The organism is Emticicia sp. C21 (assembly GCF_003418935.1).
Taxonomy (GTDB): Bacteria; Bacteroidota; Bacteroidia; order Cytophagales; family Spirosomataceae; genus Emticicia.
The window spans coordinates 727,576-754,285 of record NZ_QVMT01000001.1 but is presented as its reverse complement, the minus strand read 5'-3'; the positions used below and the strand labels follow the sequence as shown (position 1 = coordinate 754,285).

23 protein-coding genes are annotated in these 26,710 nt (G+C 39.2%); 11 read left to right on the top strand and 12 right to left on the bottom strand.

Translation table 11 applies throughout. The features are described from left to right. Positions 1-34 precede the first annotated feature (34 nt). The gene (locus D0T08_RS03105; RefSeq protein ID WP_116981095.1) at positions 35-2,014 is read left to right on the top strand and encodes a penicillin-binding transpeptidase domain-containing protein; all 1,980 of its coding nucleotides are present in this window, start codon (positions 35-37) and stop codon (positions 2,012-2,014) included. 1 nt (position 2,015) lies between these two features. Further along, the gene (gene rodA / locus D0T08_RS03100) at positions 2,016-3,290 is read left to right on the top strand and encodes a rod shape-determining protein RodA (RefSeq protein ID WP_116981094.1); all 1,275 of its coding nucleotides are present in this window, start codon (positions 2,016-2,018) and stop codon (positions 3,288-3,290) included. A 92-nt stretch (positions 3,291-3,382) separates the two neighbouring features. On the opposite strand, the gene D0T08_RS03095 is transcribed toward rodA, so the two are convergent. The 9 genes from D0T08_RS03095 to D0T08_RS03055 form a co-directional block, all read right to left on the bottom strand. Then, on the bottom strand, positions 3,383-4,252 hold the full coding sequence (locus D0T08_RS03095) for a family 16 glycosylhydrolase (protein ID WP_116981093.1): 870 nt from the start codon (positions 4,250-4,252) through the stop codon (positions 3,383-3,385). A gap of 318 nt (positions 4,253-4,570) precedes the next feature. After that, positions 4,571-6,784 carry a TonB-dependent receptor gene (locus tag D0T08_RS03090; RefSeq protein ID WP_116981092.1) on the bottom strand — a complete coding sequence of 738 codons (2,214 nt, stop codon included), beginning with the start codon at positions 6,782-6,784 and terminating at the stop codon, positions 4,571-4,573. 215 nt (positions 6,785-6,999) lie between these two features. Continuing rightward, on the bottom strand, positions 7,000-8,160 hold the full coding sequence (locus tag D0T08_RS03085) for a hypothetical protein (protein WP_116981091.1): 1,161 nt from the start codon (positions 8,158-8,160) through the stop codon (positions 7,000-7,002). A 130-nt stretch (positions 8,161-8,290) separates the two neighbouring features. Continuing rightward, positions 8,291-8,800 carry an NADH-quinone oxidoreductase subunit B gene (locus D0T08_RS03080; protein WP_116981090.1) on the bottom strand — a complete coding sequence of 170 codons (510 nt, stop codon included), beginning with the start codon at positions 8,798-8,800 and terminating at the stop codon, positions 8,291-8,293. After that, positions 8,797-9,267: an NADH-quinone oxidoreductase subunit A gene (locus D0T08_RS03075; protein WP_116981089.1), complete on the bottom strand. Its 471-nt coding sequence runs from the start codon at positions 9,265-9,267 to the stop codon at positions 8,797-8,799. The genes D0T08_RS03080 and D0T08_RS03075 overlap by 4 nt, the downstream gene beginning before the upstream one ends. 4 nt (positions 9,268-9,271) lie before the next feature. Continuing rightward, positions 9,272-9,583, bottom strand: a complete 312-nt coding sequence (locus D0T08_RS03070) for a rhodanese-like domain-containing protein (RefSeq protein ID WP_116981088.1) — start codon at positions 9,581-9,583, stop codon at positions 9,272-9,274. 41 nt (positions 9,584-9,624) lie between these two features. Beyond that, entirely contained in the window at positions 9,625-11,448 is a 1,824-nt protein-coding gene (locus D0T08_RS03065; RefSeq protein ID WP_158561183.1) for a T9SS type A sorting domain-containing protein, read from the bottom strand. Positions 11,449-11,500: 52 nt separating this feature from the next. Beyond that, positions 11,501-12,277, bottom strand: coding sequence for a PASTA domain-containing protein (locus tag D0T08_RS03060; protein ID WP_116981086.1), 777 nt, complete (start codon positions 12,275-12,277; stop codon positions 11,501-11,503). A gap of 98 nt (positions 12,278-12,375) precedes the next feature. Further along, the gene (locus D0T08_RS03055; RefSeq protein WP_116981490.1) at positions 12,376-13,854 is read right to left on the bottom strand and encodes a peptide MFS transporter; all 1,479 of its coding nucleotides are present in this window, start codon (positions 13,852-13,854) and stop codon (positions 12,376-12,378) included. A gap of 691 nt (positions 13,855-14,545) precedes the next feature. Here D0T08_RS03055 and D0T08_RS03050 point away from each other — a divergent pair. From D0T08_RS03050 to D0T08_RS03020, 8 genes are all read left to right on the top strand, one after another. Continuing rightward, the gene (locus D0T08_RS03050) at positions 14,546-14,998 is read left to right on the top strand and encodes an SMI1/KNR4 family protein (protein ID WP_116981085.1); all 453 of its coding nucleotides are present in this window, start codon (positions 14,546-14,548) and stop codon (positions 14,996-14,998) included. 284 nt (positions 14,999-15,282) lie between these two features. After that, the gene (locus D0T08_RS27515) at positions 15,283-15,435 is read left to right on the top strand and encodes a hypothetical protein (protein WP_158561182.1); all 153 of its coding nucleotides are present in this window, start codon (positions 15,283-15,285) and stop codon (positions 15,433-15,435) included. A gap of 144 nt (positions 15,436-15,579) precedes the next feature. Beyond that, positions 15,580-16,461 carry a dienelactone hydrolase family protein gene (locus tag D0T08_RS03045; RefSeq protein WP_229238886.1) on the top strand — a complete coding sequence of 294 codons (882 nt, stop codon included), beginning with the start codon at positions 15,580-15,582 and terminating at the stop codon, positions 16,459-16,461. Positions 16,462-16,541: 80 nt separating this feature from the next. Beyond that, positions 16,542-17,054 carry a photosynthetic reaction center cytochrome c subunit family protein gene (locus D0T08_RS03040; RefSeq protein ID WP_116981084.1) on the top strand — a complete coding sequence of 171 codons (513 nt, stop codon included), beginning with the start codon at positions 16,542-16,544 and terminating at the stop codon, positions 17,052-17,054. 153 nt (positions 17,055-17,207) lie between these two features. After that, a complete protein-coding gene (locus tag D0T08_RS03035; RefSeq protein ID WP_116981083.1) occupies positions 17,208-17,579 on the top strand; it encodes a BlaI/MecI/CopY family transcriptional regulator in 372 nt (123 codons plus the stop codon). Between the two features lie 79 nt (positions 17,580-17,658). Then, on the top strand, positions 17,659-19,269 hold the full coding sequence (locus D0T08_RS03030; RefSeq protein ID WP_116981082.1) for a M56 family metallopeptidase: 1,611 nt from the start codon (positions 17,659-17,661) through the stop codon (positions 19,267-19,269). 38 nt (positions 19,270-19,307) lie between these two features. After that, positions 19,308-19,718: an energy transducer TonB gene (locus D0T08_RS03025; protein WP_116981081.1), complete on the top strand. Its 411-nt coding sequence runs from the start codon at positions 19,308-19,310 to the stop codon at positions 19,716-19,718. Next, positions 19,718-21,565 (top strand): M56 family metallopeptidase, encoded by a 1,848-nt coding sequence (locus D0T08_RS03020; protein WP_158561181.1) that lies wholly within the window; start codon positions 19,718-19,720, stop codon positions 21,563-21,565. Before D0T08_RS03025 ends, D0T08_RS03020 begins: the two co-directional genes overlap by 1 nt. Here D0T08_RS03020 and D0T08_RS03015 read toward each other — a convergent pair. After that, positions 21,562-23,346: an ABC transporter ATP-binding protein gene (locus D0T08_RS03015; protein WP_116981079.1), complete on the bottom strand. Its 1,785-nt coding sequence runs from the start codon at positions 23,344-23,346 to the stop codon at positions 21,562-21,564. The two genes, D0T08_RS03020 and D0T08_RS03015, sit on opposite strands and share 4 nt — an antisense overlap. Positions 23,347-23,498: 152 nt before the next feature. Here D0T08_RS03015 and D0T08_RS03010 point away from each other — a divergent pair, with 152 nt between their 5' ends. Beyond that, complete coding sequence (locus D0T08_RS03010) at positions 23,499-24,125, top strand: peptidoglycan DD-metalloendopeptidase family protein (protein WP_116981078.1); 627 nt, start codon at positions 23,499-23,501, stop codon at positions 24,123-24,125. Positions 24,126-24,261: 136 nt separating this feature from the next. Here the strand turns inward: D0T08_RS03010 and D0T08_RS03005 are convergent, their stop codons facing one another. Next, entirely contained in the window at positions 24,262-25,599 is a 1,338-nt protein-coding gene (locus D0T08_RS03005; protein ID WP_116981077.1) for an ABC transporter permease, read from the bottom strand. Between the two features lie 39 nt (positions 25,600-25,638). Beyond that, entirely contained in the window at positions 25,639-26,553 is a 915-nt protein-coding gene (locus D0T08_RS03000) for an ABC transporter ATP-binding protein (protein ID WP_116981076.1), read from the bottom strand. Positions 26,554-26,710: the final 157 nt, after the last annotated feature.

Below are 26,710 nucleotides of genomic sequence, written 5' to 3'. Positions count from 1 at the left end.
CCGCAAAATCGACCTTCGTGTTATCCTATTTTGTATGTTCCAGGACCGTAAACAGATTATCCTAAGCTTCTTTTTTATTGTTTGTGGAGTTTATCTCCTAAGGCTGCTGTATCTGCAAGTGATTGATGATCAATACCAGGCATTAGGCTCAACTAATGCGATCAAAAAGGAAATTCAGGTACCTTTAAGAGGACAGATATACGACCGCAATGGCAAGCTTCTGGTAGCCAATGTGGATGTTTACGATATGTATGTAACACCCTACAAAGTGAAAAATATAGATACCACTATGTTTTGCAGTTTGTTTGGCATTACGAGAAACTACTTCGATAGTACTATGACTGTTGCCAAAACTTATTCACGCAACAGAGCTTCTTTGTTTTTAAGGCAATTATCGAAAGAAGACTATGCAAGAGTATCTGATGCGATGGTACATTTTCCGGGTTTTACCTTTGAATTATCTTTCTTTCGTACGTATCCGGCCCGAACAATGGCTAATGCCTTGGGTTATATTGGTGAAATTAGCAAAAAAGCCTACGAAGAACAGACCATTGAATATTATAGAAGAGGCGATTATGTGGGTATTACAGGATTAGAGAAACAATATGAATCAGAGTTGCGAGGCACAAGAGGGGTGAAATTTACAATGGTAAATGTAAAAGCAGAAGATAAAGGCTCGTATGCGAATGGTGAATTTGATACCCTGGCTGTAATCGGGAAAAACCTGTATACTACAGTTGATGTTGAAGTGCAGCAATTGGCCGATAGCCTTTTTCAGGGTAAAACGGGTTGTGCTGTAGCTATTGAACCAAAAACAGGCGAAATTTTAGCGATGGGTTCCTATCCCTACTATGACCCAAATGCTTTATCAGGTAAACAATTCGCCAAAAACTTTAAAGAACTTTATAAGAATCCTGACAAACCTTTAAACGACCGTGTGGCTACAGGTTTCTTTCGTCCGGGTTCTACTTTTAAGCTGGTTCAGGCGTTAGTGGCTTTGCAATTAGGGGCTATTGAACCCTCAACGGCATTTCCGTTAGGTGGTGCGCCTGTTAAATGTCATAGCCATCCGGGGGCGCCTAACGATTTGCATAATGCGGTTCGATTCTCGTGTAATCCCTATTTTTATAATGTTTTTCGTAAGACCATGTCTTTAGGAAGTGAAACGAACCCTTTTAAAGAAGCACCAATCATGCTTACCAAATGGCATGAAATGACTGCTAAGTTTGGCTACGGACAAAAACTGGGAGTTGATCTACCATCAGAATCAGCCGGATTATTACCAAGTGTGAAATATTATGACAAACGCTATGGGAAACACCAATGGAAGTTCTCTAATATTTACTCATTGAGTATTGGTGAGGGAGAGGTTTCTATTAATATGCTGAAAATGGCTAACCTTGCGGCAACTATTGCCAATAGAGGTCATTGGATCACACCGCATCTGGTAAAAGGTATCGGACAAAATTCCCAGGGGATTAATGCCTCATTGAAAGAAGTACATCAGACAGAGATTGATCCTATCCATTTTGAGTCGATTATCGGGGGGATGCAGGATGCCGTTGAACGGGGAACAGTAGGTGGCGGTGCCGGAATTGTAGAGGGTATCTCTATCTGCGGAAAAACGGGTACTTCCCAAAATAAGCATGGAAAAGATAACTCGATTTTTATTGCTTTTGCCCCACGCGAAAATCCTAAAATTGCCATTGCCGTAATGGTTCAGAATGCAGGATTCGGCGGAACTTATGCCGCACCAATTGCCACATTGATGATTGAAAAATACCTGAAACGAAAAGTGGAGCGTCTGGCATTGAAAGAAAGGATAATGAATACAAGCATTAAAACAGTGGAAGCAATGGCAGCAAAAGGTTATGAACCGACTGTGAATAAACCAGCAGAACCAGCCAGACCTGTAAAAGCGCCGGAAAGTCCGAAAAAAGAAGCTCCGAAATCAGTAAAAGTAGAATTTATAACACCGAAAGAAAACCTTATAGCAGCAAAAAGCACCAAGTAATATGGCACGTGACATTGATATCAGAGAAGGAATTGACTGGACAACCGTATGGCTTTACGCAGCCCTCGTGTTTTTTGGCTGGTTAAACATTTATGCGGCAGTCTATAACCCGGAGAATCCGATAGAGATTGTTTCGCTATCGCACAATGCAGGCAGACAGTTGATATTTATTTGTGCTTCGTTTTTATTGATTCTGATTATTCTATTTGTCGATTATAAGGTCTACGACTCGTTTGCCTATATCTTTTACGGGCTCATTATTCTGATATTGGTAGGTACTATATTTCTGGCAACTGAAATTAAAGGTTCGCGCTCGTGGATTAAGATAGGTACTTTCTCGCTTCAGCCAGCCGAGTTCTCAAAGGTTTTTACGGCATTAGCTCTAGCCAGGTATTTGAGTACTCAAAACGTAAATATCTCCCGATTCCGCGATGCGTTTGTGGCCGGAGTAATGGTGTTTTTACCACCGGTTATTATCATTCTTCAAAAAGAAACAGGGTCTGCTCTTACTTTTGCGGCCTTTGTAGCAGTATTTTACCGAGAGGGTTTGCCGGGCATTTATCCTGCTCTGGGTATTGCCTTAGCTATCTTATTTGTATTTACACTGTTTTTCCCTAAGCTATATATTATTGCAGCTATATTGATACTTTGTGGTTTGTTCTGGTATTTCTTCCTGAAACGCTATGAGCGAACGCAACAAAATATGTTCAGGCTCATTGCCGTATTTGTTATTGCTTCTGTATTTGTATTTGGAACTGACTTTTTTATCAATAAAGTATTACAACCGCACCAACAAAAACGTATTCAGGTATTAGTGAATCCTGATTCTGATCCTTTGGGTGCAGGTTGGAACGTAACTCAATCAAGAATTGCCATTAGTTCGGGTGGAGCTATCGGTAAAGGGTATTTACAGGGAACGCAAACCAAATTTGACTTTGTGCCTGAGCAATCGACTGACTTTATTTTCTGTACGGTAGGTGAAGAGTGGGGCTTTTTAGGTAGCTTGATTGTGATATTGATTTTTGCAGCTTTACTCAATCGGATTATCAATCTGGCTGAAAAGCAGCGGAGCAAATTTGCCCGTATTTACGGCTATTGTGTGGCCTCTATTCTGTTTTTCCACTTATTGGTAAACATTGGTATGACTATCGGCCTGATGCCTGTTATCGGTATCCCATTGCCATTCCTGAGCTATGGGGGGTCATCATTATGGTCGTTTACTATATTGCTGTTTATCTTCCTGAAATTAGATGCTCATAGAAGTTATAAGGTATAATTATTGGAGAAAGGAGAGCGGAAAAAGAAAAGGTGCGCAGTTGATGTGCACCTTTTTTAATGCTTTTTCTATATGTTTTAATGATCTGAAATCTATAGAGCCTGATAAACCCTTACATAATCTACTTCATATTTTATCAGGTTATTGACTGCTTTTCCGCCATTTACACCGCCTATTGCCAGATTCAACAGTAGGTAATGTTCCTGTAAAAATCCATTGCTTCCATCAGCGTTAAGGGTTTCACTGAGGGAAGTAGTATTCAGCAATTCATCATCTAAATACAGATTGATTTTATCTTTGTCCCAATCCATTCGCCAGATATGGAATTTCTTTACCCAGTCTTTATCTTTGGCTGTGAAATGGGTTAAGGGCATTTTGAGGTCGTCCCATTTAGCTTTGTATGGCGTTTCTGTACCCCAAGCCGTGTTGGCTAAAATGGTAGGCTCACCTTTTACTCTGTAAAACTCCATGATATCAATTTCACCATTCGAGGGCCAGGGTTTAGTTACACCTAATGTCCAGATGGCAGGCCATGAGCCCGTGGCGGTATCGATACGCGCTCTTACTTCTACACATCCGAATTGAAATTGTTTCAAACCTCTGGTCTGGATGCTAGATGAGGTATATTCAGAATATTCGCGATTTTTACGCCAATCAGTGCTTCCTGCTTCGTAGTTTGGGTTTTTGATGGCTTCTTTTCTGCCCTCAATTAGAAGTACTCCGTCTTTAATTGTGGCATTATCAGATTGATACCATTGTGTTTCCTGATTTCTGACGAAGCCTTTTTCGTAGCGCCAGTATTGTGGGTCAGGTTTGCCGTTGGCATTAAACTCATCGTTCCAGATGAGCTTCATGCCTGCTATGGCTTTAGGTGAAGAAAAATCAGGCTCAAAATTAGATTTCTGGGCTTTAGAACTTAAATAAGATAGTAATGCCAAGACAAGTGTTGTGAGTTTTTTCATTGAGAGAGATAGGTGAGTTTAGCGGTAAAGTTCTCACCTTTTCTTTAGAAAAAACGATTCTACTCATAAATAATATTAGTGTTTAGAAATCACTAAGAGTGTATTTAATATATCGTCCCTACGGGACTTTGAACCTTCAAATTAAATTATTTACTACCGATATAGCATCCCTACGGGATATAGATATACCGAATATTTCTTTAGTCCCGTAGGGACGGTATATCGGTAGAAAATATTTTACCATTAAAAACGAATATCCCGTAGGGATGATATATTTATAGTCGGATATTTAAATCCGTTATTTACATAATTCTTCAATTAAAAAATATTCAATCTTGCCCCAATAAAACCTCTGATTCGCTGCATAGGTGCATAGTTATAACTAGGGTCAAATTGTTCACTGAAAGGCGCATCGGCTCTGAAAATAGGATATTTAGGCAGAAAGTTGGCGAAGTTCTTTACACCACCATAGATTTGTAATCCGTTTTTGAAACGTTTGGTAGCCTGAATATTGTGGATGCCGAACCAGGGTGAATATTCAGGGCGGGTATCACCATATTCTCTAACTACTGGCAAGCGCATTGGGCTATAAACATTACCCGTTAAATCAAAACTTAACTGGGCTTTCTCAAACGAATAGCTGATGGCATAATTACCTGTGAAATTAGGCGTCTGTATCTGATTAATTCTTAACTCTTTACTTTCTACTCTATATACTTCCATCAATGTACCTCCAATAAAAGCTTTTAAGCCGGAGGTAAAGGCAAATTCGCTATTAAAAGCAATACCTTTAGAAATCCCGTGGCCTTTCAGGTTATCATATACTACCAATTCAGGATCCTGGTCGTAATCAGCTATGATTTTATTGGAGAAATAGGTATAGAAAGCATTGAACTGAATATTACCATAGCCTTTTGCAAACGTAAAGAACTTCTGGTAATCAAGATTGGCATTGTAAGACTTTTCTGGCTTTAAAGCGTTTTTGATTACTACTTTGCGTGAACCTGTCAGCGCCGCATGGTCTTCAGAAAATAGATTCACAACCCGATACCCATTGCCTAAACTAAAGCGAAAGATATTGTCTTTGTCGGGTGAAAACTTCCAGTTTAAGCGTGGGGTAAAGATACCGCCGTGTTTAGAATTATAATCGTAACGTAAGCCTAGTAATATCTTGTTTTTAGTACCTGCGCTGATTTCATCCTGTACAAATACTCCCGGTAACCAGATACGGTCAGGCGTGTTTTTTAAATCAACTGTTTGGGTAATAGGGGTACTATCATCATAATAGGTATTACGGATGGTAGCACCAAAGAGCGCATCGTGATTTTTTGCCAGCTTTTTATCCCACAACAATTGTCCGAAAGCAATGCGTTGCACAGCGAGATAACGTGTGACCCCATAGACAGAGTTCTGATTGTGCTGATTGATTGAGAAATTGAAAGTAACTTTCTCATTCTCAAAAGGCAATTGATAATTGCCTAATAATTCCCAACGTTTGGTAAAGATAGATTCTCCATATAGTTCATCGCCACCTCTGTTACGTCTTTGCCATTGCATTTCTCCACCGAAACGGTCTTCATAAACATAGCGCGCAGCAAGATTAAAAACACGATTTTGCGGACGTTGAAAAGACCATTTATTGAAGAGTGAAACCCTGTTTTGAAGTGTAATATCAGTAAAATTGTCGTTATTAATATCAACTCTATTGCCAAATACAAAGTAATTACCTGAAAATAGCGCCTGAGCATTCCCGATTTTAGCCTTTACGCTTGCATCAAAATTATTCTCTAAGTAAGAAGTGGTATTCCAGTCAAAGTTGAATTTAGGGGCTTTATTTGGGTTTTTGGTAATGACATTGATTAATCCACCTACCGCTTCTGAGCCATAGAGGGTTGAGGCCGGGCCTTTCATTACCTCAATTCGTTCCACCATCGAATTGGGTATCCCACTTAAGCCATAAACGGTTGAGAGAGCAGAAACTATAGGCATACCATCTATCAACACCATTGTATAAGGCCCTTCCATACCATTTATATGAATATCGCCCGTACTACACACATTGCAATTCAATTGCGGACGCACACCATTCACCATTGAAAGCGATTCAAAGAGATTGGGGGTAGGATTCTTTCTGAAGAATGTGGGATTCAAAATCTGAATTGGCGCAGGAGACTCATTAATAGTGGTTTCTTTCATCGTACCTGTTACCACCACCTCATTCAACTGTGCATTTTCTTCTTCTATTTCAATCAGCAGATTAGTAGATTTCTCTGCTGATATATTAACAGTCACCAATTTGGTCTTATATCCCACACTTGTGACCTGTACCGTTTGCTGACCATTCGGTGCATTAACAATAATAAACTTTCCTTCCTCATTGGCTTGTGTACCGATAGTGGTATTGGCAATCACAACACTTGCAAAACTGACGGGCTTATCCTTGGAGACAATCGTCCCCTTTATTTCTCCTGCCAAAGCAGGTAGTAATCCGTAAATTGTTATATAAATAATAGTAATAAATAATCTTCTCATATTGCCCTAATTTTAAATTCTTCGTGCGGATGATTCAAAATTAGAACAATAAAATTATATTTCAAAATGTTGCTAAATAAATTTTTAGATTAATCTAAAATTAAAATACTAGATATCAAAATTTTATAAGTCTTGTACAAATTCAAGTAAAGCAAATAAAAAAGCCACCCCATATGGAGCGGCTAAAAATCTCTTTCTTGCTTTAAAACAATTACTTAATATCTATCATAAAACCGTTTGATTCGGTTCGTAACCTGGTCGTAAATAGGTTTGGTAAATTCTATAAATAGTTGCTGAGGCGACGGAGGAAGCTCTTCACGGCGTTGAGCCAGGGCTTTATCTGCTACGCTTAAAGCTCTTTCATCACCATTATAGGTCAGCCAGTCATTCACCCATACAAACTCTCCCGGAATCTCTTCTCTTAAAAGTACTCTGTTGGTCTGATAATCAAATATCTCTAACGATAAAATACCTCGTGAACGAACAGCTTTGTGAGAACGAACAATATTGGCTTTTACTTTGCCATAGACAGGTACTTTTTTACCACCAACAACCACTTCCCCCGTCTTCACGCTGTCTTTGCTTATTACAGACATCCGGTCGTTGGTTACATTGGTTTCACCTACTACAAAGTCTATAAATTCCAACCTCACAACCTGATCCGGGTTTAGTTTAGCAGATCTGGCTTCTTGTGGAGAATAGAATCTTACAAACTTATTCATGCGCCTGTTAGTGCGCAGAAATTCATCAATCTTGCCCTGAAAATACTCGTTGCTGTATTGAAATAAACGCGAATTAACTTTAGGTTGCTCAAGCACTACATGATAAGAGCCTGCGTTCAGGGCATCTTCCAATCGATTCTGTACATCTTTATAATTGGGTGCAAAAGAGGCAATTCGCTCAAAATGGCCATAAGCTGCTCTCGCCGATTCCCGATTGGGCAAAGTACCCGCGCGTGACCTCATCAAATCATTACCTAGAGCATATCGCTCTGCGGCTGCATTTTCACGGGCTTCATCCTCTTCTCTGAAATAACTCTGTGCGTTCACCAATCTGCGGCAGGCCATGCATTTATCGATAGCATTCTGCATATTATTCAGTTTAGAATAATAATCCAGCACTGCTTCCCATCTGAATTGCTGGTTGGCATTTCTGGTTCGTTCAATATCTCTTAAAAATTCATTCTGGGCATTGCGATAGGCTTCCGGTAATACAGCAGCAGCTTTGCTGTTATCGCTGTCTTTTCTTAATTTCTCTGTCGATTGTAGCACAGCATCATAGAATTTTCCTCTTTCAAGGGCCTTGGTGCCACTTTTAGAGCAGGAAGCAAGAAAACAGAGAAAGCTGATAGTTATGGCATAAATAATAGTTCTCATTAAAACCTTAAGATTGTATAGTGCTTGGAAATACTTCGCAATATACTATTTTTCTTAATGTTGTTGCGAGGATAGGAACTAAAACAAAAGGCGTGACATATGCCACGCCTTATAATTATCTGCTTTGTCTTTAGTTTTTCAAATCTGCCAGCTTCTGCGTTTTGATTTTCTCCTGTAATTTCAGGATACCACCAATCAACGCTTCTGGTCGGGGAGGACAGCCGGGTACATATACGTCCACAGGAATAATTCTGTCTACGCCTTTCACTACATGATAGCCATGTTCCCAATAGGGGCCGCCACAATTAGAGCAACTTCCCATTGAGATAACGTATTTCGGGTCAGGCATCTGCTCATACAAACGGCTGATTCTGTCCGCCATTTTGAAAGTAACCGTACCCGAGATAATCATTAAGTCAGACTGACGAGGTGAGTTTCTCGGAAAAACCCCGAAACGCTCCAGATCATAAGAAGAAGCAAATGTAGCCATCATTTCGATGGCACAGCAAGCCAGACCGAAGCCCATAGGCCAGATTGAATTGGCTCGTGCCCAATTAGCCATTTCGTCGAGAGTCGTAAGAATAACCTCACTTTCTCCCGTCTTTATATGCACATCCTTTTCAAGTGAGTCAAAATTCATAATTCTTCGTACTTTTTATTTACATTCTCATACATACTCATTGGCACCTTACCTTTGAATTTAGAAGCTTTTATTTCAGGTTTTACCCATTCTAAATGCCCTTTAGCCCATACATAGGCCAATCCTAAAGCTAAGACTACAATAAATATGACCATTTCAACCAGTGTAAACCAGCCCCATTGCCCATTGGTTTGTTCAATAAATTCCTTGTTACCAAAAACGGTAGCCCAGGGAAAAAGAAAAACCAGCTCCACATCGAACAAAATGAAAATCAGGGCAACTACATAAAACCGGATATTGAACCTGATATTGGCATTGCCAATAGGGTCTTCACCCGACTCGTAAGTAGTCAGTTTTTCAATGGTTGGTTTTTTGGGCCGCAATAACCACGAAATGCCAAAAACCAGCATCAGGGCAACAGCAGCAAAAATAAGTGCCAGTAAGACTATACCAAAGTCTGATAACATATCATTAATTATCTAATTCACGGTAGGCCAATATGCCTCCCAAAACATTATGCACATCTTCAAAGCCTTTCGAGATAAGAAACTCTTTGGCTCTGCCACTACGTGCGCCACTACGGCAATGGATATAAATTGGTTGTCCTTTCAGCTCTTCCAATTCGTCTAATCTGTCAGGAACTTCACCTAATGGTATCAGTTTTGCGCCAAGATTATCATCTTCGTATTCGTAATCTTCGCGTACATCAATTAAATTAATCGGTTGTTCGCTGTCAAGCATTTCTTTCAGTTGCTCCGCAGTAATGTCATAATTTTTGTCCATTAGTATATTAGTTTTTTGGATATATTATTTGTTGGTAGTCCTTAATGTATAACCACAATCTTATGAATTAAATTCTTTTTTCCGTCAGAAAAGTTCACAAGATAAGTGTTAGCCGGCAGGTTCGCAATATTCAGCTCTTGACTCTCTACTTTTTTAGATAATACCTCTCTGCCTGCCATATCAAAAATCTTAATATGTCTGATACCTGTTACATTCCATCTAAGCAAGCCGGATGTTGGATTTGGATAGACTATCAACGGCTCTCCGAAAGGTTCTTCTGTTGAGGTTACTCCACCAGAGCCTGGGCCTCCCGTGCCGCCACCGGCGGGCTTGGTTGCTACTACAGGTCTTACCATTAAGCTACCTTTGAGGGAAGTGTTCCGTATCCAGCTATTGCCATCATTATAGAATATCCTATTAGCAAATTGCGGGGTATTTTTATCTACTCCAACCCCAATCACTTCTTGTGTTATTTTTGTCCAGGCCACATAAAAAGTGTCTTTTACAACTACGTTTTCAAGTAGGGGGTATTCTACAAAATTATCAATAACTTTTCCATATTGCGCACGTATAGATTGCTGATACAGGGTTTTACCCGGTATACCTTTATTGCTTTCTAAAATCTGCAATAAGAAATATTGCCCACCCGAAACAGAGGTATCTTTCAGATAAGGGTTATTGAAATAAGGGCTAAAATTGAATCTTATAGCCCCAATACTATCAGGTTTGCTCAATACATATTGTATAGCCACTTTGCCCAATGTCTGGTCAAAATCTGCTCCTATTTCTGCTGTGCCATCATCGTAAGCATAGTAATCATCCAGAATTGTATAGGTTGAAACAGAATCATTTAAAGCAAGATTATAACCCGGTAAATTGGGTTGTACATTGTCTGATGTAGTGACGCTGAACTGGAATTTCAGAATGGCTTTACTGGCAGTAAAATCAGTAATAGGCTGAAAAATCAATTGCCTTGATCCTACAATTCCGGGAGGTAAATTCCCGAACACAGGCGCGGGGGCATCATAATAAACCTTTCCTGAAACTATATCCTGTATTTTCCAGGCATAAGGAACAAAATTACCCTCCGGCTGGAAATTAAACATCTGTGCCCTTAAAGTATCATTTACTTCAGCCACCGGGTTTACCTTAAACTGTCGCATAGGCATAGCCGAATAGCGCTTCAGATAAGACGTGGTAATCTTCGACGTGGCTATGTCTTTGGTATAAATATCTTTGGCGTTTCTGTTTTTGTTCAGATACACATAGTCTAAATGCCAGTTATCAAAAGCCCCGGTTTGTCGGCCTTTGGCTTCAAACCTGAACTGAAAATTGGCATGGAAATACGAAGTATCCTTAATCGCTACTAATTCCTGCTTAAAAACATCACTTCTGATACCATTTTGTTTCCAAGCAGGTATCCAGTCGCCTTTTCTGTTTCGGAATGAGACCAGCAATGTATCTTCATCATCGGGTAGTTCACCAAGCCCTTTGGCTTCCCAGAAAAAGCTTAAGTACAGCGAATCGGCAGGTTTATAAGTGGATAAATTGATAGGTCTGGAGGTTAATGAATCTGTTCGGCCATAAGACAGCTGATTGGCATAATCGTAAGGCAATCCGGAAACATTTCTTCCATCGAATGTCGCTACATTTTTACTGGGCTGATTAATCGGGAAAGAATTATTGATATGAACACCCCCATTTATCCACAACCTGGTATCCGGCTTTGGGCCAATAGTTGTGGAAAAATCATCAAAAAAAGGTAATTGGAGGGTCTGGCTATAAGCAGATTGTAGTGAAATCAGCAGCAATAAAATAACAGACCTGCAAATAATTACAGGTCTGTTGTCTGAATATAAATTCATATAGGAAAAAGTCTTTTGCACGTTGTTTGGATGGTAAACCTGTGGCATGGTATCAATTTGGTGCATTCGGGTCAGTCCCTGCTACGTCTACATCGATAACGTCTCCGACTCGGATTTTATTTCCCTGCGCAGCGGGTCTTTGTCTGACAATAGTGCCGTCAGCCGAGCCCTCTACAGCCCCTACATAATGAATTGTCAATGAGAGATTCTGGCCTGATGTCAGAATATCTGCTTCATCTGCTGCCATGCCCACCAGGTTAGGTACTTCAATCATCTGGTCTCCTAAGCCGTCGCCTACTACCAGTGTCACTTTTGATCCCTTAGGTACCTGCGCACCCGGACTCACTTCGCGTCCGTCAACTTTTATTTTCAGAATAGAATTTGATTCTAAAGCAGCAATATACTCCGGATCTCCGGTTACTAAACCATTGCTCAATAACTGATTTTTGGCACTTGAAACCGAGCGGCCAATAATATCAGGTATTTTCACCATCGGAGCAGTTTCAGACACGATTGTCAGATAAACCTTGCGGCCCTCTTTTACACTCGATCCTGCTTTCGGGAATTGTGTAACGATGGTCAGAGGTCTGGCTCCTGCCACAAATGTACAGTCACTTACTTCATAATCAAGGTCACGGTCATCCAATGCCTTTTCCATCTCTTCCATCGTCATACCTTTCAGTTCAGGAACAGTAATGGACTGCCCATGATTGGTGCTCCAGGGGAGATATAAAAAGAAAAAACTAAAGAAAAGTATCAAAAAGATAGCTATAATGATACCAATGTGCGTGAAAATATCCGATCGTGAACTTGTACTGAATTTTGCCATTTTAATAGGTTTGCATTGATAATATCACATAGAAAACTACTCGCTATGTTATAGAATCAATGCAAAAAAAAAGGATTTATTGGAAATTACAAAGAATTTTATTTTATGCCGCCTGTCCATTCTTTCAATGGCTTTTGCAATATCAGTATAACAGCGCCTACAATCAGACAGAACCATACGATACTCATAAACATATCAGGCATTTGTTGTACATTCTCTTCGTCGAAACCTCCGGCAAATAAGCCAGCAAACAGGTTACCAAGGGCAGTGGCTACAAACCAAACACCCATGAGTTGACTTAAGAATTGTTTCGGCGCCAGCTTGGTATAGGCACTTAAACCTACCGGACTCAGGCACAACTCACCAATCGTATGGAAAACGTAAGTAAAAGTAAGTACTAAAGCTGAGGCTTTTAATCCCTGAACGGCTACTTTAGCACCTAATACCATAATATAATAGCCCAAAGCCACTAAAAACAAAGCAATAGCAAATTTTACCAATAATGGTGGATTTATTTTACGTCTTTCAAGAAATACCCAGATTCCACCTACCATTGGAGCAAAAAGCAATATAAAAAAGGCATTGAAATTCTGAAACCAGGTTGATGGCATGCCAAATGGTAATTCAGAATAACGGTCGGCAAAGATTTGTAAAGAAGAACCTTGTTGCTCAAAACCTGCCCAGAATAATACGGCTCCCCAGAAAAGAATAAAGAGAATAACCACTCTTTTCATTTCAATTTTAGTCAGACCCGAGGCGAATAAGAGGTTGGCGAAATAGATTAATACTACAGCTACGCAAATAACACCCATAGACGTTGCCACACCTTTTTTGCTGTCCCAGGTAAAGGTACCGTTAAACTGCATTACTAATAGAAAAACAATTAAAGCACCTAGTAAAATCCAACTAAGGGGCTGAACTTTGACAGGCGCGCTATCGCCGGTTGCTGATTTATTTACTTTAGGATACAAACCTTTTTCCTGCAGATAAGGTGTTGCAAAAAAACGATAATTAAGTAAGCCCAAAAACATGGCCACAGCCGCCGCTCCAAAACCGTAATGCCAGCCAACTCTTTGACCCAGATATCCAACAATAGTAATACCTAAGAAAGAGCCCGCGTTGATACCCATATAGAAGATAGAAAACGCTGCATCGCGTCTTGCACCGCCTTCAGGATACAATTCACTGACGATAGAGCTGATATTTGGTTTTAACAAACCAGTACCGATGGCCACCAAAGCAAGACCTAAAAAGAATACTACCTGAGTAGATGGAAACGCCAGTACGATATGCCCAAGCATGATAGTGATACCGCCATACCATATGGCTTTTCGTTGTCCTAAAACGTTATCTGCCAACCAACCACCGGGTAATGATAATAAATAAACCGAAAAAGTGTATAAGCCATAGGTAGCACCGCCTTCGCCTTCTTTCATGCCCATACCACCGCTGGTTTTATCAAGTAAAAATAGTAGCAAGATGGCGCGCATTCCGTAATAGGAAAAACGCTCCCACATTTCGGTAAAAGATAATACAAACAACCCCCTTGGGTGTCCAAATAATGTTTTGTCGCTCATTAGGTTTAGAGTTAAGATGAATCGTAATAAGGGATTTTCGACTTTAATAATCAGAATTTCACCGTAAGTAACGCACAATTTATATAAAAACATGTATTTATCAGCAAAAAACTTCAATTGTGCCGACATTTTGGGTCAAAAAAGCGAAAAAATCTGTTGAAGAAATATCTTAAATATTATCTGAAATCTGAGTGAAAATTCAATTTTATATAGGTTGAAAATTTATAGCGAAATTTCGCTGAAATTATTTGTTTCGCATGTTTATTATTCGTATTTTTGTCACACTTCATCAGAACCCTAATCAATATTAGTTTATCGAAAAAGAGATTAGCAGAGACAGCGACTGTGTTTGGGGAGCATGGTTCTATGTTGAAGAAAATATTATGTTTTAAGGTTTAATTTTGCTTAGAATAAAAATAGAAAGGCTCCGCTTATAGCGGGGCTTGTTTTTTATATAGCGATTTTTGAAATTGTCTGCGTAGAATGGCAGAGTGTCTACTTATTATATTCCAATCAACAATAATTTTAGGCTTTGCGTATATTGAGGTGATTTATTGTATCAGGTACTTTTCCTGAAGGTTTTGACCAACATAATTGTCTGTAAAGATAATCTTACAATAAATCAGTTCAAGGAAATGTTTCCAAATATTGAACTTGAAATTTTTGCTCAGGCTAAAAACACATTTGCAAAATGAAATGCTTAAATGAAATACAAATACCCGGATGGTCTATTCAATATGAGGGTAATATTGGTTGTACAAAAGAAGAAATTGAAGAGATGGAAAGCTTTTATGGTTTCTCTTTCCCGGAAGCATACAAAGAATTACTATCTGAAATGGGCAAGCATGCACCGTATGCAGGTTATTTACAAGGTTTTTGTTATTGGAACTACAAATTTATAAAAGAGTATTCTAAGAAAGTCTTAGCCAGCTATAATGAGACTTATGGTTCGGTTTCTCAATATGAAGATAGTTTTATAATTATTGCTATGAGCGATGAGTGTTTTATTCTAATAAAAAATAATGAAGGGGAAAATCCTCCGGTGTATGTTTTTAATTCAGATGGTCCCGGTTCTGAAATTATAAAAACACATGATTTTTTCACTGAATATGTTAAGCTGCTTTTACCCGGCGGAGTTAGTTGATATGGAGTCTGTCCAATATTATTCTGAAATAACAGCAAATAGAAACGGTATGCATTAGGTGGGATGAGGTGACAGCAGCATGGAGAATAACACAGCAGTTTGATTTTATCAAAAACCTCCCTGAACACTTTGAAAACACAAGCTTAAGTCGGAAATTTATCTTTTGCAATTCAAATAATAACTATTGCCATGGAGGAAGAGAAAAAGCAGGTGGTTTCAGTATGTGTCAAGATTCCAGCCACTAAAACGGCCTCAGAAAAGGTTACCAATGGGGACGCCTAGTTATGGTAGGAACCTTTTTGATTGAGGAGAGTATCGGAAGCCTTTTTAAAAGAGCAATTGGCTATGGTTACCAGCAGGTAATTTCAGAGCATGCCAACGTTCAAGGCACTAAAGCGACATCAGAAAAGGTTACCAATATGGTGGGCACCTTTTGAATGAGGACAAAAATTGTTGGCTGATTAGCAAAGAAACAACTAGGGAAGTAGTACCTGATATTAATCCAATAGAAGTATATTTAACAAAAGCCTATCTGAACAGTTATTATAAAGTAACCTCTAAACTTAACCATAATTCAAGCAATGATTAAATCAATTATTACGTTTCAGGTATTCTTGATGAGTATCTGGGCGTTGTTTTCGGTAATTAAAACAGATGAAGCGAGTCCAGCTTCGAAAATCACCATTTGCCATACACCTCTTGAATCGTTACCAGAGAAAGATGGTATGAAACAATTCGCGCTTGACCCTGCCTTTCAGGCTTTGCATCCTGCACCACTACCATTAAACTATGCCGCCGTAGGCAAAGACATTACTTTTAAAACACCTGATGGCATAGACGCCAAAGGCTATTTTATCAAAGCCAAAGGAAATAGCAATAAATGGCTTTTCGTATATCAGGAATGGTGGGGGCTAAACGATTATATCAAACGCCAGTCAGATGCTTTTTATAAGGACTTAGGCGAAGATGTAAACGTATTAGCCTTGGATATGTATGATGGCAAAGTAGCAACCAGTCCGCAGGATGCAGGCAAACTGATGTCGGAAGTAAAAGAAACCCGTTTGGAGAACATTGTAAAAGGGGGTGTGGCACTGGCAGGCAAAAGCGCAAAAATCGCCAATGTAGGTTGGTGTTTTGGCGGTGGCTGGTCTTTACGCTCAGGCATAATTGGTGGCCCACAAACGGTAGGAACCATTATGTATTATGGTATGCCAGTGAGAGACGTAGAACAATTGAAAAAACTAAATGGCGATGTATTGGGCTTGTTTGCCACAGAAGAACGCATTTCGAAAGCAGTGATTGAAGAGTTTGATGCCAATATGAAAGCCGCCGGAAAAAAACTGACGTATAAGATTTTTCCGGGCGTGCATGGCTTTGCCAACCCAAGTAATCCGAAGTACGATGAAGCTGGGGCTAAAGAAGCCTATGCCATGTCATTAGACTATCTGAAAAAGAAATTTTGACAGAAAGCTCAGATAAATAATTGATTTTTAATTAAATTTCGGCCATTCTTAAACTACGACTCTAAATATTATTTGCATCTATGAAATTACTCGTTCCTGTTTTATTTATCATTATTGGCATTTCTTCGTTTGTTTCTATCAGTTCTACCTCCAAAAAAGACAACAACGCTATCGCTTGGAAAGATACGATGATGGCCGACCGTGAGAAATACATCAAGTTGTATAAGGATTCTATCAGAGGTAAAGAAAACGTGGCAGCTGATTCGGTTTTCAAAAATATCAAGGTTTTAAAAGGCAAATCGGCAGAGCAGGTATTGAGCATCATGAATAGCTGGGGACATGCTTTGGGCGTAACCTGTAAGTTTTGCCATGATATGAACAATTTTGCTTCTGAAAAGCCTCGTCATTACTTACAAACGCGTGAAATGTTTGATATGACCAATCAATTGAACAAGGAAATATTAGCTAACCTGAAAACTTTCCGTCAGCCGGTAGTAATGGGATGTATATCCTGCCATAACGAAATGAAAGAGCCACCTCATGATACCCCGAAAGTAGAAGGCAATGGTGCAAGACCTCGTCCAAGAAATTAATCCTAACAGACAGAGAACGTGGTATGGTTTTAACTATACCACGTTTTTTTATATTAACTCAAAAAAAACTATGCAAATAGTTTTGAAACTAAAAATTTAGTTATACATTTGTTTCATACAAGGCCTTTATAAATTCATTTAATCGAAAAAACAATGGAACTCAGAGAATTGACCCGTGCGGAAGAGGAAGTAATGCAAATATTATGGACTCGCGAACCCGCCTTTGTAAAAGATATACTGGAAGAGTTTCCTGAGCCTCGTCCTGCCTACAATACTGTTTCAACGATTGTGCGTATTTTAGAGCAGAAAGGTTTTATTGGTCATAAAGCCTACGGTAAAACTCACGAATACTTTTCACTGGTAAGTAAAGAAGAATACAAGTCTTTTGCTACAGGAAAATTAATGGAAGGTTATTTTGAAAATTCGGTTGAAGAGATGTTTTCATTTTTTGTCAGAGAAAAGAAAATAGATGTACAGGAAGCCGATGAGATATTGAAGCTCATCGAAAAAATGAAAAAGCAATAAGTTCGGTAAGAGCCACTAAGTGGTACAGGTAAGTTAAAAGTAAGTATTGTTCACGAAAAAATTAAACGACTGTGATAATATGAGTGTACTAATCTACCTTCTGAAAGTCAATCTGATATTGATTGCCTTCTATGCTTTTTACTGGGTGTTCTTGCGCAAAAACACCTTTTTTCAAACTAACCGTTTGTACCTGTTGTTGTCTGTGGTTGTATCATTTCTGATGCCTTTAATGAAAATCAGGCATAATTATACTTTCTCACAGAAACTTCCTGTAACATTGAATGAGCTACCAACCGAATCAATTAAAGAAGTAGTCTATCAACCAGTTTTCAGTGAAAACTATGAGTATGTCTTTAATTGGATGGATATTGTGGCGGCCATCTATCTGGCTGGAGTAGTGGTGTTTAGTTTACGATTTATTATTGCACTGGTAAAAATCTATTTCCTGCTACGCAATAGCGAGCCGATAGATATGTCGGAAACCCGTAGCGGGCGCGAATACTGGTTGCTACGTACCAATAAGGCATTTTCATCGTATTCTTTCTTCAATTTCCTGATTCTGAATAAAGATGATATTTTCTATAACCGTAATATTATCACCGACCACGAAGAAGTGCATATCAGCCAGGGGCATAGTTGGGATATATTCTTTATTGAGATTACGCATATTTTTTGTTGGTTCAATCCGCTGCTACTATCCTACAAAACCGCGCTGACACGCCTGCATGAGTTTATTGCTGATAGTATTGTAGAGGGTGACGAAAAAGTGCCCTATGCCGAGTTTTTGTTTGCTTATAATTTCAGAACGAACGCTAGCCCGTTAGGGAATGATTTCTTCAAAGACTCCTTGCTGAAAGAAAGGATTCAGATGATGATGAAGACCCGAACACCGCTTTGGGTTATAAGCAAATACATATTTGTTCTGCCGCTAGTGGTGTGCATGGGCTATTTTGTAGTAGCACAAGATGTGAGAAGGGTAAAAGACAATACTTTACTTCCGGCAGAATTTAAAGGGGGTATCAGGGCATTTGAATCTTATTTTGCCAAAAACTTCCGCTATCCGGAAGGTAAAAGAGTAGAAGGAGATATTTATGCCTCTTTTGTAGTCAATAAAGAAGGCGAACTATCTGAACTTTCAATTGACAAAGGTTTACGGCCTGATTATAATGGGAAAGTAGCGCAATTGTTATCATCAATGCCTTATTGGAGTCCTGCGGTAAGAAGTAAGAAATCGGTTGAGTCAAGAGTTTTTCTGAGAATAACCCTGGGCAAATCTTATGGGATTATTGCCAATCAAAGTAATATAGACCCGTCTTTCAGAGGTGTAATAGTCATTGATGACCAGATAATAAGCCGTGCGAAAAGGCTTTATTGGGAAGATTATACCAGCCTTTTGAAAAGCAATAAAAATCTGGATGAAAATGAAAGTACCTATCTGAAATTAATAGGAGAGAATCAGACTTTAGTCGATAAATATGGTGAGCAGGCAGAATTTGGTGTAGATCTATGGTTAAGCAAAAAGCAAATGCTGATTATACACAACCAGGAAGAGCTAAATTATATAAAGGGCAGTGCCTATTCTATCATGGTTGAAGACGCCAAGGTTGAAATATTATCTCCTGCTGAGGCTACAAAGAAATATGGCGAAAAAGCCAAAGATGGTGCAATTATTATAAACGATAATTATTAATGTTCAACTAATCAATAAATCTTAATCTAACGAAAATTATGAAAAAGCTATTTTGTATTCTGACAATGACTATGTTTTCTGTGACTATTGCTTTTGCTCAAAAAACTGATAAGAGTAAACCGGTTTTCGAACAGGTAGACCAAACCCCGGAGTATCCGGGTGGGATGCCTGCCATGTTCGAATTCATAGGTAAAAATCTGAAATACCCTAAAGCAGCCCGTGATAAAAATGTTCAGGGTAAGGTATTGATTAAATTAACTATTGAAGAAGACGGACGTATCAGCGAAACCGCTATCATGCAAAGCTTAGGCTTTGGTTGCGACGAAGAGGTGACTCGCGTTGTAAAAGCCATGCCTAAATGGGTGCCTGGCAAAAAAGGCAACGAACTGGTACGCGCGTCTATGGTACTGCCAATCATGTTCGCATTAGAAAGGAAATCATCAAAATAATGGACTTTTTATTTTATCTCGTTCAGGTAAATCTGTACTTAATACTCTTTTACTCTTTTTATCGGCTCGTACTTTTTGGTGAAACCTTTCATCAACTGAATCGGGCTTATTTAATCGCATCAGCATTGCTCTCGTTCGGTATTCCGCTCTGGTATTCCGAGTATGTGCAATCGTGGTTTATAACCAAAGAAATCAATGAGGTGTTTTATACCATTTACGATCCCTCAATGATTCTTGTCCGACCGACAAAAGGAGTCAGCTTTACCTGGGCAGATATTTTAGAAGGGTTATATATCATAGGCATAAGTATTTTCACTATTCGCCTCGCCATTACTTTGTTACAACTGATTATAGTACTGAAGAATAAGGATTTTGGGAAGTTTACCGCCTTTTCGTTTTTCGGGTACAGTTTTGTTGACGAAACACTCAAGAAACGGGATACCATTTTGGCGCATGAGCATGTGCATATGCAACAATTACACTCAGCAGATGTGATGATTTTCGAGATAATTGCCATACTCAACTGGTTTAATCCGGTGGTATATCAATACAAAAAAGATATCAAGCATATTCATGAATTTATTGCTGATGATATTGCCGCGCAAAACGAAAATTCAAAGGCCGAATACGCCATGTTGCTTTTTACACAAGAATTTGGATTACACCCCGACCAGCTAACCAATCGGTTCTTTACACATTCAACATTAAAGCGCAGGATTCAGATGCTAAGCAAGCCGCGTTCACGTAGAATTATGTTGTTGAAATACGGCTTATCCGTACCCTTATTTATGCTCATGCTGGTTCTTTCGTCGGCTACGATTGTCAGAAACGATGTGCTTGATCTAGTAGAGGTGAAACTCTCAGGACTAACAACCGACAGTGTAGAGATTGTACCGGATAATGAGGCATTCGTAAATAATGAAATGCAGAAGGCTGCCATAGAAAGAGATAATTATTCAACCGAAGAAGTAGCTACTGCTAAAAATGATAAACCATTAGAAGCCACTTTTGTGGCGGTTTCGAACGAGGATGCTCTGGCAACAACTAAGGCGAGCAAGGAATATGAAATAAGAGCAGTAGAAGGAGATAATATGGTTTTTCGTTTAAAAAGTCTTGAACCCGCTATTATCACAACCAGCAAGCAACTACCCACTACTCTCTCGTTAGCTAAGGTACAACCGATTAGGCTGCAGGAAAAGCCGACGATGGGTGATGAAGTAGTAATTGCCGAAACAAAACCAGCTGAAAAGACACCAGATATTGAAGAAGTATTTACGAGTGTGGAAGAAAGCCCAACTTTCCCGGGTGGTGTAAAGGAATTGTTCAAATTCATTGGCAGGAACCTGAAATACCCGGTTGCAGCACAACGGGCAAAGGTGTCAGGAAAGGTCTTTGTGAAATTTGTAGTAAGAAAAGACGGCTCTATAAGCGATTTTAACATACTAAAGGGGATTGGCTTTGGCTGTGATGAAGAGACGATCAGAGTGATTTCTCAACTGCCTAAATGGTCCCCTGGCAGACAAAACGGCCGTGCAGTGAATGTTCATTTTACAATGCCTGTCAATTTTGTGCTTGACGAAAAAGGAGCAAAAGAACTACAATCCGTACAAGTAACAAGCAAGGAAATGCCAGCAAAAATAGGTTTTCAGATGAAAGGCTTTAATGACCCTTTAGTACTACTGGATGGCAAACAAATCAAGAAAGAAACCTTTAATAATCTTGACTCTGATACCGTTGATTCTATTCATGTACTAAAAGATGAAGCAGCCACCAGAGCTTATGGCGATAGAGGCATAAACGGGGTGGTAATCATAGATACCAAAAAAGTTTTAGAAAACCAGGATTAAACTTTTTCTTCTTTCATCTGCAAATGTTCCTGATGTTTCCATAATTCCTGGAAAATCTCGCTGTGCTCTTTCAAGTGTTTGAATGTGCCCTCGTCTATGATACGGCCATCTTGCAGAATATACACATAGTCAAATTTCGTCAGGAGGTGTAAGCGGTGTAAGGACGATAGTACAGCCTTATCTTTAAATTCCTTGAATAGTTTGTTATAGATCTGCACTTCTGTTTTGGGGTCGACACTACTGGTTGGCTCGTCGAGCAAGACAATTTCGCTCAGGCGAGCTGCCAGAACACCCCTAGCTAATGCTAAACGTTGTTTTTGTCCACCTGATAGATTCACACCTTTCTCCTGAATATTCGATTCCAGTCCTTTGGGCAAATGTTTGATTACCTCTTTAAAGTGAGCCGTTTCGCTAACGTGCATGATTTCATCCTCTTCAAAAGGCAAACCTAAAGTGATATTATAAGCAATCGTATTCTCAAAAATCTCAGGCTCCTGCGGGAAAAGCGTAATCGTTTCGGAGATAATATCCAAAGAATCATATTCTTCCCCATCTATCGAAACTTTTACATTTGGTTCGGCATCATACAAGCCTCTCAATAGTTTGAGCAAGGTACTCTTGCCACTACCACTTTCACCGATAAAAGCTATCTTTTTACCTTTTTCAATCTGAATACTCAGGTTATGGAGACTGTGAGCCATTTTAGCTTCTTCATAGGTTTCATTATGTGAGAAATTAAGCCCTGAGATTGTAATTTTTTTCCAATCTTCCGGCAATTCCAAGACCGTATCAGGACGGTGGTGTTCTTCATAAGACGCTCCGATGCTTCTGGCCGTTTGCACATCTGTGTTGTATTGCACAATATTGGTATATTGCCATGCTACATCATGAAACACGCTGGTAAACTGAATAACATAACCCAGAAGTGTAACCAGACCGCCGATATAAAAAGGCTGTCCGGGTGTCCAGTGCTGATATACATAACCCAGTGCAATAACACAGTAAATAAGAGTTACCAAAGTATCTGCTACAAACCATTTCCACTCATTCAGGCGCACATTTCTCCGGAATGGAGGGAGTACTTCCTTCACCTTTTGCATCAGGCTTGATTCCATTCTTTTCTCCAGACGTAACGTAATAACGGTAATAATATTAGACAGGCTATCAAATAGGGTAGAAGAAACCACGTGTTCTTTTTCGTTGGTTTCATCTAAGGCTTTGATAAATGGCTTATCAAACTTGAAAATCACCCAGATCGTAAACATACCCATCAGAATACCAATACCACCGAATAAGGGTGAAAAATAGAGCATAGCTCCAAAAGAAAACACAAATTTGAAGATGGCGTGCAGAAACATAAATCCATCCTGAAAGAAATGTTTCAGGGCTTCATAGGCTTTACGGATACGGTTGATGGTAGACCCGCTATGATTATCCTGATGCCAGCGAATAGGCAGGTGGAGTGTCTGATGATAGAGTTCATCCAGAAAGTTACGACTCAGATTAAAAGCCAGGTCGCGCTCCATGATACGGGCCGGGCCATGAAAAGCCCATTCCATTAATTTCAGTAACAAGAATAAACCTCCATACAATAAAGTACTATTCCATATTTGAGAGCTATCCCGCTGAATGCTATCCACAAACCAACCATACAAAAGCGGATTGAGGGCAGCAACCACATTGGCCATAATAAAAAGCCCATAAATGAAGACATATCTACTCTTTTCTTGTCGGGCATACTTCCAGGCAGTGCGTAGGAGGTTAAAGTAAGGATTATTCATAGGTTATTACGTAAATTATTACAAAGGACGGTATTTTTGGCTTTATATTGCCAGAAAAGACATTATAATTGTAAAAAATGCGATAATTACCATTTTATTCTTTATTAATCCTATCATTATATCAGATTAAGAAAACTGTTTATTCTAACACCATGCACAAAGTCATTGATATTGATAATTATATTCCACTTGATTTTACAGCTGATAATTCTGAACTGGCTGATGTAGACTTAATAGATACAGCCAAATTTTCCAATTACGTATTTAATAAAATTTACTCTGCTGGGGCAAAGATGGGCATAGGAGGATACATGGAAAATCGGGTAATTTACAGAAGAAGCGTGCATTTCTCAAATGCTAATGAAATACAAAGAAGTATACATCTGGGGGTTGATTTATGGGCTGAAGCAGGCACGCCAGTTTATGCACCACTTAATGGCAAAGTACATAGTTTTAGAAATAACGCCAATTTTGGCGATTATGGCCCTACGATTATTTTAGAGCATATCTATGAAGAGAAACCCCTATATACTCTTTACGGACATTTATCTTCAGAGTCATTAGATGGGTTGTATGAAGGAAAACTCATACAAGCAGGCAATAAAATAGCAGAAATAGGAGATTACCCAATTAATGGCGACTGGCCACCCCACTTACATTTTCAGGTAATGACAGATTTATTAGGTATGTACGGAGATTTTCCGGGCGTATGTGCAGCAGCCGATAAAGAGAAATTTGAGAAAATATGTTTGAACCCTGATTTTTTATTGGGGTTGTAACAAAACACCCCATCCCTCACCCTTCCGCGCGGCGTCAGCTCCAACAATGAAGAAGGGAATAAAAAAGCCTCTTTTCTCATTATTGAAAAAGAGGCTTTAAGTTCCCTCTCCATAGTTGGGAGGTTTAGGGTGGGGTTTACCCCTTATAAAAAATCCACTTGCCTATTTCTTTAAAAGTAGGTTTTTTGCCGAACATCAGGATACCTACACGGTAGATACGGGCAGCTAACCAGGTGGTTCCAATAAAACCTCCCGTAAGTAATGCCATTGACAAAATTATCTGCCACGCAGGTACACCAAACGGAATACGAACCATCATAATGATAGGTGAGGTAAATGGAATCATCGAAGTCCAGAATGCCAGGTTACCATCAGGTTCGCGAATCACAAATTGGGCAATGGCAATCGCGAAAATAATGGGCAGCGTAATGGGGAGCATAAACTGTTGCACATCCGTTTCACTATCCACTGCCGAACCTACAGCCCCGAATAGAGCACTATAAAGCAGGTAACCGCCTAAGAAATAGAAAATAAAGCAAACCAGAATTGTTACCCAAGGTAGCGTTTGTACAGCTTTCATGGCCTTGCCATATAGCCCAACACCTTTGTTTTGTTCTTTCTTTACCTGTTTTTCTATCTCTTGTGCCTGCGGCATATTCTTTACTTGTTCCAGACGCTGTTGAGGCGAGCCTGCAAATTTTTCGCCGAATAGAGAAGTTGCGGCAGTTGTAACAGCCAGAGACAATACAATCCAGAGAGTAAATTGCGTTAAGCCAACCAGAGCCACACCAATAATTTTACCCATCATCAACTCAAAAGGCTTGATAGATGAGATAATAACCTCTACAATACGGCTGGTTTTTTCTTCCATCACACTTCTCATTACCTGCACACCAAAAATAAACACGGTGATATAAATCAAAAACGCACAGATGTATCCTATAATAGTAGCAGCTACAGAACTATTGCTTTTTTCACCCTCTTCGCTCAAACTAATGGTTTCACTGCTTACATTCATTTTGGCATCTTCCAATACCTTTGGTGTAATGCCCGCTTCTGTCAATTTAATGGTCTCAATCTCGTTTTCGATGGTTTTTTCTATGCCATTCTGCAATTCAATTGAAAGGCTTTTCTCCGAAAAAATCTTAACACCTTTCGGGTCGTCCATGATATCTTTCGGAATATACACTAAGGCATCATAACCACTCTTGGCGAAGTCTTTTTTTGCATTATCTAAAGAGGTAGAGGAGTAGCTATAAGCCAATTCTTCAGTATTCTTGAACTTGCCTTTGAAGATATTGCTTTCGTCTATTACCTCTACTTTTTTAAGACTGATAGAAGACATGGCTGTCCAGCCGATGAAGCCATAAAACGCACCAATCAGGAGTGGGCCTAAGATAGTCATTACAATAAATGACTTTTTGCGCACTCTGGTAAGGTATTCTCTTTTTAATACTAGGAATATGTTTTTCATGATAATTGTAAGCTTGTTTGAAGAATGAAAATCAATATTTTATTGAGGTATCTCATTGACTGCCGCAATGAAAATATCATTCATACTCGGAATATTCTCTCCAAAAGTACGTATCTCTACTTTATCAATTAATTGTCTGACTAAGCTATTGACAGGGATTTCAGGTTTCAGTTTAATCGTTGATTTTTTATAATTGTCCTCAACTATATGAGTGCTTAGGATATCAAAATCCTGAAATTCGCCGCTTAAATCACCCATATATTCTACGCTGTAAGTATGAGTCTTAAACTGTTCCTTGATTTGCTTTTTAGGGCCATCTAACACTTTATGAGATTTGTTGATCAAAGCCACATTGTCGCACAATTCTTCTACCGATTCCATGCGGTGGGTTGAGAAAATGATGGTTGTACCTTTTTTCTTCAATTCCAGAATCTCGTCTTTTATCAGATTGGCATTGATGGGGTCGAAGCCTGAAAAAGGTTCATCCAGGATAATCAATTGGGGTTCATGTAAAACAGTGGCTACAAACTGGATTTTCTGCTGCATCCCTTTCGACAGGTCTTCCACATTCTTTGTCCACCAGGTTTTAATATCAAACTTAATAAACCACTCTTTCAATTTTTCCATCGCCTGTTTCTCTGACAAGCCCTTTAGTTGTGCCAGATACAGCAATTGCTCGCCGACTTTCATTTTTTTGTAAAGGCCACGCTCTTCCGGTAAATAACCGATTTCTTTGATGTGTTCAGGCTTAAGTTTTTGCCCGTCAAATAATATATAACCTTCGTCGGGGCCGGTAATCTGATTAATGATACGAATGAGGGAAGTTTTTCCTGCGCCGTTTGGGCCTAGCAGACCAAAGATTACGCCTTTTGGAACATTAATACTTACATCGTTGAGAGCCGTATGATTAGAATAGCGTTTCACAACATTGTGTACTTCTAGAATGTTATTCACAGTGGTTCTTAGTTGGTTTAGTGGCTCAAAGTTAAAGGTCTTATCAAAAATAATAAAGAAATCTGTATAAAAGGATTTATTCTTTCATGAAAGGCATTAAAAATTAAAAATCTATAAACTGCAAAATATCTGGTAGATTTCAGGGGGAATAATTGCC

Coding starts and splice junctions, on each gene's coding strand:
- D0T08_RS27515 (WP_158561182.1), top strand. CDS start 15,283: ATGGTAGGAACCTTTTTGATTGAGGAGAGTATCGGAAGCCTTTTTAAA.
- D0T08_RS03040 (WP_116981084.1), top strand. CDS start 16,542: ATGAAATTACTCGTTCCTGTTTTATTTATCATTATTGGCATTTCTTCG.
- D0T08_RS03030 (WP_116981082.1), top strand. CDS start 17,659: ATGAGTGTACTAATCTACCTTCTGAAAGTCAATCTGATATTGATTGCC.
- D0T08_RS03055 (WP_116981490.1), bottom strand. CDS start 13,854: ATGAGCGACAAAACATTATTTGGACACCCAAGGGGGTTGTTTGTATTA.
- D0T08_RS03025 (WP_116981081.1), top strand. CDS start 19,308: ATGAAAAAGCTATTTTGTATTCTGACAATGACTATGTTTTCTGTGACT.
- D0T08_RS03045 (WP_229238886.1), top strand. CDS start 15,580: ATGATTAAATCAATTATTACGTTTCAGGTATTCTTGATGAGTATCTGG.
- D0T08_RS03105 (WP_116981095.1), top strand. CDS start 35: ATGTTCCAGGACCGTAAACAGATTATCCTAAGCTTCTTTTTTATTGTT.
- D0T08_RS03060 (WP_116981086.1), bottom strand. CDS start 12,277: ATGGCAAAATTCAGTACAAGTTCACGATCGGATATTTTCACGCACATT.
- D0T08_RS03020 (WP_158561181.1), top strand. CDS start 19,718: ATGGACTTTTTATTTTATCTCGTTCAGGTAAATCTGTACTTAATACTC.
- rodA (WP_116981094.1), top strand. CDS start 2,016: ATGGCACGTGACATTGATATCAGAGAAGGAATTGACTGGACAACCGTA.
- D0T08_RS03065 (WP_158561183.1), bottom strand. CDS start 11,448: ATGAATTTATATTCAGACAACAGACCTGTAATTATTTGCAGGTCTGTT.
- D0T08_RS03010 (WP_116981078.1), top strand. CDS start 23,499: ATGCACAAAGTCATTGATATTGATAATTATATTCCACTTGATTTTACA.
- D0T08_RS03050 (WP_116981085.1), top strand. CDS start 14,546: ATGAAATGCTTAAATGAAATACAAATACCCGGATGGTCTATTCAATAT.
- D0T08_RS03095 (WP_116981093.1), bottom strand. CDS start 4,252: ATGAAAAAACTCACAACACTTGTCTTGGCATTACTATCTTATTTAAGT.
- D0T08_RS03005 (WP_116981077.1), bottom strand. CDS start 25,599: ATGAAAAACATATTCCTAGTATTAAAAAGAGAATACCTTACCAGAGTG.
- D0T08_RS03035 (WP_116981083.1), top strand. CDS start 17,208: ATGGAACTCAGAGAATTGACCCGTGCGGAAGAGGAAGTAATGCAAATA.
- D0T08_RS03075 (WP_116981089.1), bottom strand. CDS start 9,267: ATGTTATCAGACTTTGGTATAGTCTTACTGGCACTTATTTTTGCTGCT.
- D0T08_RS03015 (WP_116981079.1), bottom strand. CDS start 23,346: ATGAATAATCCTTACTTTAACCTCCTACGCACTGCCTGGAAGTATGCC.
- D0T08_RS03090 (WP_116981092.1), bottom strand. CDS start 6,784: ATGAGAAGATTATTTATTACTATTATTTATATAACAATTTACGGATTA.
- D0T08_RS03080 (WP_116981090.1), bottom strand. CDS start 8,800: ATGAATTTTGACTCACTTGAAAAGGATGTGCATATAAAGACGGGAGAA.
- D0T08_RS03070 (WP_116981088.1), bottom strand. CDS start 9,583: ATGGACAAAAATTATGACATTACTGCGGAGCAACTGAAAGAAATGCTT.
- D0T08_RS03085 (WP_116981091.1), bottom strand. CDS start 8,160: ATGAGAACTATTATTTATGCCATAACTATCAGCTTTCTCTGTTTTCTT.